Raw genomic sequence first — 13,869 nt, 5'->3', positions numbered from 1 at the left:
TCAGTCGCGTTCACCGGCCACGGTCTTATCCCTCGTAACAAGCGCAACGCATTGCACTGCCACGCTCGCTCCTGCTGCCAGGGACCGGCGCCGCACCGCAGCGCGGTGACATGCGCTTGCCCTTATCAGCGAACGATATTGCGACGGGTGACAGCGATGGTGAAGCAGCAGAACGTACCGGTTGGCCATTCCGTCGCGCGCACGCCGCAGCTGCGGCCGCTGTCGCAGGCGATCGCGGTGATGCTGATGGCCAGCGGCATGGTGGCCGGGGTCAACGCGCAGCAGGCCTTCAGCCCGGCCTGGTTCGCCGGCAAGGGCATCCAGCAGCAGAACGCGGCGCAGAGCGGCCGGTTGCCCAACGGCATGCCGTCCAATCTGGACCGCACCGATGCGCAGGCGCAGAAGGCGCGCGAGACGCTCAAGACCTCGCTGGACAACCTCAACACCGCCGCGCAGGCGATCGCCATGCAGCAGCGCCTGCAGCAGACCGCGCGCGACGCCGCACGGCTGCGCGCCAGCCAGGTGCCCGAAGGCCTGGGCCAGGGTGGCTTGAAGGTCGACGACGACGCGCTGACCCGCGGCTGGTCCAACGCCAGTGCGCCCACCCAGAGCAGCAAGGACGGCACCACCACGGTCAGCATCGCCCAGACCGGCGACAAGGCCATCCTCAACTGGGAAACCTTCAACGTCGGCCGCAACACCGTGGTCGATTTCGACCAGCAGGCCGGCTGGTCGCTGCTCAACCGGGTCAACGACCCGTCCGCGCGCCCCTCGCAGATCCTCGGCCGCATCCAGGGCCAGGGCACGGTGATGCTGGTCAACCGCAATGGCGTGGTGTTCGACGGCAGCAGCCAGGTCAACGTCAAGAACCTGGCCGCCGCAGCGGTCAACATCAGCGATGCGCAGTTCCGCAAGGGCATCTACAGCGATGCGCAGGGCAACGCGTTCATCCCCACCTTCGGCAACGATCTGGCCACCACGGCCAGCAGCTTCGCGCACGGCGCGGCAACGGGCGAGGTGGTGGTCGAACGTGGCGCGCAGATCACCACCCACGTGCCGTCGTCGGTGACCGAAGGCGGCGGTTACGTGCTGCTGCTCGGCCGCCAGGTGCACAACCACGGGCAGATCACCACCGCCAACGGCCAGACCACGCTGGCCGCCGGCGATGCGTTCGTGATCCGCAAGGGCATGGGCACCGAGCAGAACCAGACCTCCACTACCCGCGGCAACGTGGTCACCACGCTGCGCGGCGCGGCGGCCAGCGCCGACACCGGCGTGGTCGGCAATACCGGCCTGGTCCAGGCCGCCACCGGCGACATCACCCTGGCCGGCCATGACGTGCGCCAGCAGGGCGCGCTGATCTCGACCAGCTCGGTGCACACCCGTGGCACCGTGCACCTGCAGAACGAACGCGCCGATACCACCGGCAGCATCCTGCTGGACCAAGGGAGCACCACCGCGATCGTACTCGATGCCAGCGCCACCACCGCGCTGGATGTCCAGCGCGAAACGCTGGTGCAGGAGTCGGACAAGGTCGGCGACGGTATCGCCCATCGCCGCGACCAGTCGCTGGTGCAGATCGGCACCGGCGGCAAGGTGGCCTTCGAAGACGGCAGCCTGACCCTGGCCACTGGCGGGCAGATCTTCGTCGACGCCGCCGACAGCGAGGTCCGCCAGGGCGCCCGCCTGGACGTGGCCGGCTATGTCGGGGTCAAGATCGCGATGGAGGCCAATAACGTCCAGATCAACGTGCAGGGCAACGAACAGCGGGACGCCCCGCTCAACCGCGACGACAAGTCGCTCAACAGCCGGAACATCTGGCTGGACCGGCGCGATCTGGTGCTGGTGCCGGCCGGTACCAATGGCTATGAGACCGACCGCTGGTATACCGCCGGAGGCCTGCTCGAAGTGGGTGGTTACCTGGGCGTGACCGGCCATGGCATCGGCGAGTGGTCGGCGCAGGGCGGCACGGTGCAGTTCAGCGGCGGCAATGTGGCCACGCAGCGCGGCTCCAGCATCAATCTGTCCGGCGGCGCACTGGATGTGCAGACCGGCTACGTCAACCTGACCCATCTCAAAGGTGCGGACGGCAAGCTGTACAACGCCTCCACCGCACCGGGCGATCTGCTCTACAGCGGCCTGTACCGCGGGTTTGAAGATACCCACGCGCGCTGGGGCAATACCGAGTTCTACTACAACCCGCTGATCGCCCCGCAGCGCAGGCTGGAGAACGGCTATACCGTGGGCCGCGACGCTGGCCGGCTGATCGTCGCCACCCGCCAGGCGCAGTTGCAGGGCGACGTGGCGACCACCGCCTTCCAGGGCGACCGCCAGCAACGCGCCCGCGACGCGGCGCTGGATGGCTACCAGCAGGGACAGACCAGCGTTGCCCGCCAGGGCCAGCTGGTGGTCGGCAGCTACCTGCCGTTCTACGACAAGGACAGCGGCCAGCAGCGCTTCGGCCCCGGCGCCCTGGCCGAGCGTGTGTCCATCGGAAGCGATCCTGCCAGTGCCTCCGGTAGCGGCGGGATCGGCCTGGACGCGGCCTGGCTCAACGCGCAGCGCTTCGGCGGCGTGGAGGTATACGCGCACGCCGGCATCGATGTGAACCAGGCGCTGGAAGTTGCGCCGGGCGGCACGATCGCCCTGCATGCCAGCGACGTGCGCATCAACGCCGATCTGCGCGCACGTGGCGGCAGCATCGCACTGGGCGACATGGTCGTGCAGCACACCACCGGTGGCGTGGAGTGGCAGGACCTGCCGATCAGTGCGCGCCCCGGCGACACCTTGCTGCACCAGGTGCTGGTCGGCGATGACGTCACCCTCGATACGCGCGGCCTGTGGACCAACCAGACGCAGGACCCGGCGGCGATCGGCGGATTGCCGTTCCTCGACGGTGGCAGCGTGGCGGTGCGCAGCACCGGCAACGTGGCCCTGGGCGAGGGCAGCGTCATCGATGTGTCCTCCGGTGCGGCCATGGGCGCCGACGGCGATGTGGCCGGTGGCAAGGGCGGCAGCGTCACCCTGGCCGCAGGGCAGAACATGGGCAGCGGCGTGCTGTCGCTGGATGGCAGCGTACGCGCCCACGGCGTCAAGGGCGGCGGCACCCTCAACATCGAGAACGGCACACTGGTCAGCATCGGCGGCGACGTGCCCGATGCGATCGAGCACCTGGCCGCAGGCCAGGCCAGCACACTGCCGGTACGTCTGGCAGCCGATGTCACCATCCAGCCCGGCGACGTGTTCCCGCTGAGCTTCTCCATCACCGTCACCCACGTGGCCGGCGGCAAACCGATGCCGGTCACGGTCCGCCCCGACGTCAGCAGCACCAAGCCGGTCACCACCCGGGCACCGTGGGTGTTGCCGGTCGCCGTGCAGCTGGCCGACAACGGGCCGTCCAAGGGCCCCGGCGAAATCCTGCCGGCCGGCACCACCCTGTGGACCATCACCGACCTGCCGGCCGGCTATGTGCTGCCGGCCGCGGTGTTCCCGTCGGGGCTGCCGATCCCCCCGCAGACGTCCCGTTACGTTGCAGGCACCGTGGCCAGCACCGCAGTCACCGTGCCGGCCGGCACCCGGCTGCCGGTCGGCACGGTGTGGCAGCGCGAGATCCCGGTGCAGTCGTTCCTGGCGCTGGATACCGGCCTGTTCCAGAGCGGCTTCAAGCAATACAACGTAGTCGGCCGCGATGGCGTAACGGTAGTGGAAGGCACGCACCTGGATGTGGCGATGCCGCTGCTGCAGGTCGACCTCGCTGCCGCGCGCGCGCTGGCGACCGGTGCCGATCCCGACGGTGCGCTGTCGGCGTGGCTGCCGCCGCTGCAACAGGACGATCAGAAAAGCGGCGACGTCATCCTGCGCAAGGGCGCCGGGCTGTCATTGACCGCCGGCACCGCGCAGAACGCGGCAGACCTGGAGATCGGCCGCAACAGCCGGATCAACGTCGATCCCGGCCAGGCCATCAGCCTGACCGGCAACGCGCAGATCACCCTCGATGGTGCCCTGCAGGCACGCGGCGGACGCATCACGGTACTCGGCGGCGACCTCGGCGAAGGCAACCTGCTCAACCGCCCCAATGGCATGCCGAACGCACGCTCGATCTGGGTCGGTGAGCAGGCCGTGCTGGATGTGTCCGGCACGGCCCATACCGCATTGGATGAAAAGGGCGGCCGGCACGGCCAGGTACTGGATGGCGGCACTATTGAGATCGGCGCGCGACACGGTCTGGCGTCGCGCGACATCAATGCCATCGATGCCTTCGTGGTGGTGCGCGAGGGCGCGCGCCTGGATGCCTCCGGCGCGCAGGCGACGCTCGACCTGCCCAATCTCGGGCAGACCAACGTGGCCAGCCACGGCGGCGTGATCGCCCTGAGCGCCAGCAATGGCCTGTTCGTCGACGGCAGCCTGCGTGCCGCCGCCGGCGGCAGCGGTGCGCGCGGCGGCACGCTGGCGCTGAACCTGGAAACGCCGATCTACGGCCAGGTCGACCGCTGGACCGGCAAGGGCGCCGAGGTGGACGATGGCGTGCGCGTGCCGCGCGAACTGGTGATCGAACAGCAGTACAGCGGCAGCGGCCTGGGCGCGGACGTGGTCGCCGGCGCGTTGGATCCGACCCTCGCTTACGGCAAGGCGCGCTACGGAGTGGATGCCATCCATGCCGGCGGTTTCGGTACGGCCTCGCTGTACGTCAATGGCCTGCTCGATTTCGACGGCAGCGTGGACCTGCGCATGGACCAGGCGCTGTACCTGACCGCCAGTTCGCTGGGCCTGGCCACCGGCGCAGCGCGCGACAGCCAGGTGCAGCTGGCCGCGCCATACCTGCGCCTGGCCGGTACGGCCCGCCGCCAGCCCGACAACACCATCATGCCCAATCCGATCACCGGCTCACGCAACATCGGCCCGGCGGCGGGGTCGAAAGGCGTGGCCACGCTCGCCGATGATGCATCGATCACCTTTGCCGGCAGCCTGGTCGACCTGGCCGGTGCGGTCGGCTTCGGTGCACGCGGCGAGATCGTGCAGAACGCGGAGGAGCCGCTGCTGGTCGAGCGCGATGCGTTCGGCACGGTGCGCATCGAAAGCCAGGGCGACCTGCGCCTGCGTGCGGCCGATCTGTACTCCCCTGGCGATACCACCCTGGCGGCCGCGCAGATCTACGGCAGCGGCAATGTCACGGTGGGCCTGCGCAACACGCTGAACGAATGGGGCGCACCGAGCATCGGGCTGGACCCGGACCGCGTGCTGGATATCCAGCGCATCGGCAGCGTGCTGCCTGCGCAGCCGTACAGCGTGTTCGGCGCCATGAGTTTCGCTGCGGCCACCATCAACCAGGGCGGCGTGCTGCGCGCGCCGCTGGGCAGCATCACCCTGGGCCGCGCCGACGGCAGCGGTTACACCGGTGTGGTCAACCTGCTGCCCGGCAGTGTCACCTCGGTCAGCGCCAATGGTCTGGTCATGCCCTACGGCGGCACCGTGGACGGCCTGGTCTACAACTACGATGGCGTGGACGTGGACTACCAGGGCGTCGGCGGCGAGCCGAAGGTCGAGTTCCGTTCGCATGCGGTGAACGCCCAGCCCGGTGTGGTGCTGGACCTGTCCGGCGGCGGTGAACTGACCGGCGCGGCCTTCCTGTCCGGCCGCGGCGGGTCCACCGATGCGCGCCTGAACCCGCTGGTGCAGATGGGGCGCGACGGCTTCACCCTGCCGGGCCTGTCCACCAACCCGGTGTATGCCATCGTGCCGGGTGTGCAGGCCGGGCAGGCGCCGATCGGCGCCGAACACGGCGCCGGCGATCCGGCCATCGGCCAGCAGATCACTATCGGCGCCGGCGTTCCCGGGCTGCCGGCCGGCACCTATACGCTGCTGCCCTCCAACTATGCGCTGCTGCCGGGCGCGTTCCGGGTGGAACGCAACGGCCTTGCCGGCAGCGCTGCCGCATTCGGCACCACCCAGGCGATGCGCAACGGCTCGTGGAGCACCTCGGCGCGCCAGGGCGTTGCCAACACCGGCAGCAGCGATGTGCTGCCTACCCAGTGGCTGGTGACCGCCGCCGACGCCCTGCGGACGTACTCGCAGTACAACGAAACCAGCTACGCCAACTTCGCGCTGCAGCAGGCCGCGCGCGAAGGTGCACCACGCCCGCTGCTGGAGCGTGACGCCAAGGCGGTCAACTTCATGGTGACCAGCCCCAGCGTGGCTGGCGCGCTGGACCTGCCCTCGCTGCAGTTCAACGCTACCGTGCTGGACGCGCCGGGTGCGACCGGCACCGGTTCGGTGGCGCGCCTGCTGAACTCCGCCAACTACGAGATCCTTGCCGACGGTACCCAGCCCAGCGAGGACTTCGCCGGTGTGTCGGTGCACGCCAGCGAGCTGAACCGTATCGGCACCGCGCGCCTGGAAATCGGTGGGCGCCTGCGCAGCACCTACAGCAACTTCACTACCGGCTCGCTGCAGTCGGCCAACGTGATCACCATCGACGGCGGCGCGGGCAGCAACAGCATCGTGCTGCGTGCCGGCGCGCAGTTGCAGGCCGCCGACGTATTCCTGATGACCGGCCAGCAGGCCGGCGGCATCACCCTGGAGCAGGGCGCGGGCATCAATACCCTGGGCCAGGGCGCCGCTGCGTATGACGCCACCCAGGGCTACATCTATGCGCCGGGCCGCAATGCATTGCTGGCGGTGTCCAACGGCCAGATCAACCTGCTGGCGCCGGAAGCGCCCGACAGCCAGGGCAACGGCGCCGGCACGATCGAGATCGGCGCGTGCGCCATCACCACCGGCTGCGCGGGCACCACCCGGCTGTACTCCGAAGGCACCATCGCCACCGCCACCGACAACCGCTTCGTGCTCGGCGATGCGGTGCGCTACGGCACCCGCAATCTGTCGCTGGCTGTCGGCGGCATCAACGTCGGCAGCGCGGCGTCGATCGCAGAGGCCACCGCGCGCGGCACGCTGCCGGCCGGCATGACGCTCAACCAGGACGTGCTCGGCCGCCTGTTGCTGGGCGACACCAGCGTCGGCGCGCCGGCGCTGGAAGCGCTGTCGCTGACCGCCCGCGAGTCGGTCAACTTCTACGGCGATGTATCGCTGTCCACCTATGATGCGGTCACCGGCAAGTCGGCGTTGCAGCAGCTGGTGTTGGGCACGCCGGCGATCTACGGGCATGGCGACGCCGATGCCGTGGCCCGCATCCACACCGATACGCTGATCTGGAGCGGCGCGCTTGCCCCGGCCGGCAGCATCGTCGCCGATGGCCCCGGCACCGGTCACGGCCAGCTGGTGGTGGATGCCCGCGATATCGTGTTCGGCTACGGCCCGCGCACCCAGCCCGATACCGTGCGCGCGCAGGATCGCCTGGCGCTGGGCTTTGCCGGCGTGCACCTCAATGCCAGCGGCCGGGTGACCGCCAACCAGAAGGGCAGCCTGAGCGTCTTCGAGACGCAGGGTGCCTGGAATGCAGACACCAGAACCTACGCCCGCAGTGGCGGCGAACTGTTCATCAGTACCCCGTTGCTGACCGGCGCAGCCGGGTCGGTCAACACGATCACTGCGGGCGGCAACCTGCATGTGACCGGCAATGGCGCGGCGGCCACGCCCGACAACGCCACCCTGGCTGCCGCGCTCGGCGCGGAAATCGCGCTGGACAGCCGTAGCGGCAACCTGCTGCTGGATACCACCGTGTTGCTGCCCAGCGGCAAGCTCGGTCTGGCTGCGCAGGGCGAGGTACGCCTGGCCGATGGCGCGCAGCTGGACCTGGCCGGCCGCCGCATCGATTTCTTCGACACCGCCAAGTACAGCTGGGGCGGCGACGTGCTGATCGACAGCCGGCAGGGCGACGTGCGCCAGGACAGCGGCGCGAAGATCAACCTGGCCGCGCAGAACAACCGTGCCGGCACCTTCACCGCGCACGCCGCCGCAGGCCGCATCGACCTGGCCGGCCAGCTGCTGGGCAGCAGCAGCGGGCACTACGACGCCGGCGGCACCGAGGTGCCCTACGCCGCAGGCCGCATCGACCTGCACGGCCAGGCCATCAACGACTTCAGCGCACTCAATACCCGCCTGACCCGCGACGGCGTCACCGGCGGGCGCAGCTTCCGCATCGGCCAGGGCGACCTGGCGCTGGGCGACGAAGTGGTGGCGCGTGAAGTGAACATCGCGCTGGACAATGGCCAGCTCATGGTCAACGGCACCATCGACGCCAGTGGCGAACAGGCCGGCAGCATCCGTCTGGCCGCGCGCAATGGCGTCACCCTGGGCAACGCGGCCGTGCTCGATGCCAGCGCGAGCGTGCTGCGCCGCGACAGCTACGGCGTGGCGATCGATGCACCCAACCGGGCCACCATCGAGATCGATTCGGGCAGCGGCACCTTGTCCATCGCCAGCGGCGCACGCATGGACCTGCGCGTGGCCGGCAGCAGCAGGAACGTCGGCACGGTGGCACTGAACGCGCCGCGCGTGGGCGGCGATGACGTGGCGATCGAGGCCGGTGGCCCGATCACCATCGACGGCGCCAGGACGATCCAGCTCAATGCCTTCATCACCGACAACACCGCCGCGCCAGGTACCGAGGCCAGCACGGACGGTGAAAGCTACCAGGTCATCGACCAGGCATATCTGGACCGCCTGCACACGCAGAGCAGCACCTTCATCGATGCCGCACTGGCCAACAGCGCGCTGGTCGACAACCGCCTGGCCGGCCTGCGCCGCTACGGCGATGCCTTCCACCTGCGCCCGGGCGTGGAAGTGGTGGCCGACCTGGCGGTGAACGCGGACGGCAACCTGCACGTGGATGGCGACCTGGACCTGTCCGCGCACCGTTATGCCAGCCTCAACCCCGGCAGCCAGCGCAGCAGCGTGCGCGGCTCCGGTGAGGCCGGTGCGCTGGTGTTGCGCGCGCAGGGCGACCTGGACGTGTTCGGCAGCATCAGCGATGGCTTCGACGGCAGCCGCCTGGGCACTACCTTCGATGACAGCGGCTGGTACCTCACCGCCGGCCGGCAGCTGTTCGGCAGCGACGTGGTGGTGCCGCATGGCGGCCTGGTCACGCTGGCCGCCGGCACCGTGTTCAACTCGGGCAAGGTGCTCAACTACGACCTGCCCATCGGCGACATGCAGATGGCCGCCGGCACCCAGTTGCCGGCCGAGGCCAGCCTGGCGCTGCCGCTGGCGCTGGCCAAGGGCACCGTGCTGGGCGCGGCGGTCCACGACGCCTCCGGTGCGCTGCTGTATGCGGCCGGCACCGTGCTGGCCGATGCGGTGACCCTGCCGCAGGGCGCGCGCCTGTCGGCCGGCCTGCGCCTGCCGCTGGCCGCCCGCATCGCGGCGATGACCTGGCCGGCCGGCGTGGCCTTGCCCGCATCGCCGCTCAACAATCTGGTGACCCTGGCCGCGGATCTGGGCCTGGCCAAGGGCGCCTTCATTCCCAGCGAGACCGAGGTCAAGCTGCCGGGCGACGCCACCACGGTGAACCTGCGGCCCACCGACGCCGATGGCAACCAGGGCCGCGTCTGGGCGCTGGCGCCGATGCTGGCCGCCGGTTCGCAGTCGTGGGACATCAGCCTGGTGGCCGGTGCCGACGTGGCCGCCGCCGATCGCCTGACCGTGGACCGGGCCGGTACCGGCAACCTGCGTCTGTCCGATCCGCATTACGGCCAGGGCGGTGCGGTGGTCGAGATTCCCGGCACCGGCTCGCCGGCGACGTACCTGTGGGGGGACGTAATCCAGTTCGAACAGTTGGTGCGGGACTCCTTCGGCGACTACATCCTGAGCTTTGTGCCGACCTCCGGCGCCGCGTTCACCGACGATCAACTCGCCGAGCTGGGGCTGTGGGGTTTCATCTGGGGTTCCCCGGAAAACCTCAACGAACATGGCTACGGGGAGCTGGCGGCCATCGACTCGCCGGAGGTTCCGCCGGACACCGAATTCAAGACGCTGCCGGGCCGGGAACAGCTGCCCAGCGTGGTGCGTACCGGTACCGGCGACCTGCGCCTGGTGGCGGGCGCCGACATCGCCACCACCTCGCTGTACGGCGTGTACACCGCCGGCACGCCGTCGGCCAGCCTGGCTGTGGGCGGCAGCGATGCCTACAACCAGCCGCGTGCGGTCATGGCGCCCAGTATTTCCAACCCGATCGGCAACAGTGTGCTTGGTGATGAGGGTGCAGTGTTCGAGCACCTTGTCGACGGCGGCAGCCAGAGCCTGTACCAGGCGTGGTATCCCGATGCGGGCGGCAACCTGCTGCTGCGCGCCGGCGGCGACATCCTCGGCGACAGCCTGGGCCGTGCGTCGAATACCTTGCGTCCCGAACCGCTGGGCCTGGCAACCTCGCGGCTGACCCCGAGCGCCTCGGTCGGCAACTGGCTGTGGCGCCAGGGCAGCGGCAGCGTGGAGAACGGTGCCGATGCCGTTCCCACGGCGTGGTGGATCAACTTCGGCACCTATGTGGCGGCGCCGGGCGAGGCCAACTACTACAACAACTTCGTCAACATGCCGCGGCTGGTGGGCTTCACCGGCTTCGGCACGCTCGGCGGTGGCAACCTGGTGCTGGAAAGCGGCGGCGACGCCGGCATGCTGCAGGGCCGTGGCGACCAGGGCAGCTACTACCTGGCGCGCAGCGCCGGCCTGAACCTGGCCGTAGCCAGCACCGGGCGGATGACCGCCGGTGGCGCGCTGGTCCAGACCGGTGGCGGCGACCTGGACATCCGCATCGGCGGCGGCCTCAATGCCGACCCGGCGTTGCGCTCGTTCACCGGCAGCAACATCGCGTCGGAGGCCAATGTGATTGCCGCCAACGACGCGCACCGGCTGGAACTCAACGGCAGCTTCACCAACCTGCGCGGTGCGCTGCGTCTGCAGGCAGGCAGCGTGGGTGGCGTTGAACTGCGTTACGGCGCGCGCCAGGATGCCAAGGAATCGCGCCCCTACGACATGTATACCGCCACTGCGGCCACTTCGGCCGGTGGCCCGGTATTGTTGCTCGGCGACGCCGGCGCACGCCTGGAGGCACGCGGCGACCTGGTGCTGGGCACCGTCACCGACCCGGGGCGGGTTGGTCAGTACAACGGCGGCACGCCGTTCACTGCCAATGGCGTGCGCCACGCCGATGGTGGCTGGAGCTGGTTCTCGCTGTGGACGCCATCTACCGGCGTGGACCTGTTCGCCGCCGGTGGCAACCTGACCCCGACCATGGCCATGCTCGACGGCATCCCCCGTACCGACAGCCAGGCCACCGACGGCAACCACGTGTATCCGTCGATCCTGCGCGCAGTGGCCGCCAGCGGCAGCATCTACTACGGCAAGGCGCGCACCGCGACAACGGCCGGCACCAACAACGAGAACTTCGTCGCTGGCGTGGTGCTGGCGCCTTCGCCGGTGAGCGACCAGTTCGCCGCTACCGGCAACGGCCAGCTGGAACTGCTGGCCGCCGGTTCGATCTACGCCAACGGCACCGGCTTTGGCACCTCCGGCGCCGACCCGACCGCCTTGCCCGATCCGTGGAATCCGGGCTTCGTCGGCCTGGCCGGCACCAACTGGCATGGCCGCCAGTTCCTGCACAACGTAAGCCCGGATGCATTGGCGCCGAGCGTCCTGCTGAGCGGCCTGGACGCCAGCGGGTCATCGCAGCGCTACCCGCTGTTCGCCTTCACCGCGCCCGCCGCGTCGGGGTACGTGCATGTCGGTCAGTCACCGTCGCGCTACTACGCCGTCCACGGGGATCTGGTCGGGCTGCGCACCGGCAGCGTGGTCGACACCAGCTACAACGCCTTCAACAACGGCGTGGTCACCACCACCGACAACACCTGGTATGACGGCGGTGGCGCCGTGGCCATCCGCGCCGGCCGCGATATCGTCAACTCGGGCACGCCGCTGGGGGCGTTCGACAACGTGGGAACCGGCTATGGCAACGCCGATGGCGCGCTGGGCTGGATGGGTACCATCAACCGCGGTGATCCCGCCGCCGAGCCCAAGCCTACGGCGATCGCCGCCGGCACTGCGCGCGGCAACCTGATCGTGCATACCAGTGCCGACGATGTGTCGGTGGTGCAGGCCGGGCGGGATATCCGCTTCAGCACGTTCTACGTGGCCGGCCCGGGCCTGCTCGACATCAGCGCCGGCCGCGACGTGTACATGGCCGACAAGGGCGAACTGCGCAGCCTGGGGCCGGTCACCGGCACCACGCCCGGCGACCGCGGCAGCGGCGCCAGCATCGCGGTGGCGGCCGGCCTTGGCGAGCGCGGTGCGGATTGGAACGCCTTCGCCGCGCGTTATCTGGACGCGGCCAACCTGGCCGATCCCAACCGCGCGCTGGGCGACCAGGATGGCAAGGTCGTGCGTGTCTATGGCGGCGCCGTGTCACTGGCGCAATGGCTGCAGGCGCAGTTCGGTTACGGCGGCGATGACGCCGGCGCCGCTGCCTTCCTGGCGCAACAGCAGCAGGTGCTGGACCAGGCCCACGCGGCTGCGGTGGCCAGCGGCGGCGCGGCTGCCAGCCGTGATCTGGCCCGTGAGTTCAAGCAGGAAAGCCAGCTGCACCTGGTCAACTGGCTGACCGGCCGTTTCGGCGGGGCCAACGGCCGCGGCCTGCACTTCGATGCCGCCAGCATGGACGCGCGGGCCTTCTTCGCCGCGTTGCCGGCCGAACAGCAGAGCGCGTTCCTGCGCACTGTGTACTACGCCGAGCTCAAGGCCGCCGGGCGTGAGTACACTGCGGTCGACGGCCCGCGCGAAGGCAGCTACCTGCGCGGCCGCGAGGCGATCGCCACGCTGCTTCCGGCCAAGGATGCCAAGGGCGGCGAGATCGCCTACCACGGCGACCTGACCATGTTCAGCAGCGCGCAGTACTACGAGGGCATCCTGGAGGTGCCCGCTGCCCGCCGCCCGAAACCGGGCCAGAGCTACCTGTCCGAAGCGGAGTGGATCGCCGCCGGTCGCCCCACCACCGGGGTGCGCTACTACCGCGTCAACGACGCCGGCATCCACACCGATTTCGGTGGCGACATCCACCTGCTGGTGCCCGGCGGCCGCGCGCTGGTGGGCGTGGATGGTGGCTTCCTGCCGGGCGCGGGGTCGGGCGTGCTGACCCAGGGCGAGGGCGACATCAACATCTACGCGCGTGGCAGCCTGCTGTTCGGCCAGAGCCGCATCTTCACAACCTTCGGCGGCAACATCCTGGCCTGGTCGGCCGAGGGCGACATCAACGCCGGCCGCGGCAGCAAGACCACCGTGGTCTACACCCCGCAGCGCCGCGTCTACGATGCGGTCGGCAACGTCGCGCTGTCGCCGAACACGCCGAACACCGGTGCCGGCATCGCCACGCTCAATCCGATCGCCGAAGTGCCGCCGGGCGATATCGACCTGATCGCGCCGCTGGGCACCATCGATGCGGGCGAGGCCGGTATCCGCGTGTCGGGCAACGTCAACCTGGCCGCGCTGCAGGTGCTCAATGCCGACAACATCCAGGTGCAGGGCAAGGCCACCGGCATCCCGATGATCGCTGCGGTCAACGTGAGCGCATTGACCTCGGCCAGCGCGGCGGCCAACAGCGCCGTGCAGGCCGCGCAGGACATGGTCAAACGGCAGACCCAGCAGGCCCAGCCGTCCACCATCAGCGTGCAGGTGCTCGGCTTCGGCGAACAGACCAGCAGCGTCGCGCCGGACAAGGCCGGTGACCGCTATGACCCGGACAGCGTGGTGCAGGTGGTGGGCATGGGCGAGTTGAACGCCGAGCAGCGTGCCCGCCTGTCCAGCGCAGCGGCGGTACGGCAATGAGTGCGGCGCTGACCGTGCCGCCGCGCCTGCCGCAGGTTTGCCGCATGCGTGCAACGCCGTTGTTACCCCTGCTGTGCACCATCGCGGCGGTCGCGCAGGTGCCGC

Annotated in this window: 1 protein-coding gene; it reads left to right on the top strand. The window is 69.9% G+C overall.

Going from position 1 to position 13,869, the window contains the following annotated elements; all coding sequences use genetic code 11:
- Nucleotides 1-156: 156 nt before the first annotated feature.
- On the top strand, nucleotides 157-13,764 hold the full coding sequence (locus AC3ITM_RS18045) for a filamentous hemagglutinin family protein (RefSeq protein WP_489267004.1): 13,608 nt from the start codon (nucleotides 157-159) through the stop codon (nucleotides 13,762-13,764).
- The last annotated feature ends 105 nt before the right edge of the window (nucleotides 13,765-13,869 follow it).

Source organism: Stenotrophomonas sp. KH_029, from assembly GCF_057839765.1.
Note: the sequence above shows the minus strand (reverse complement) of the source record. Positions and strands in the feature narration are given on the sequence as shown.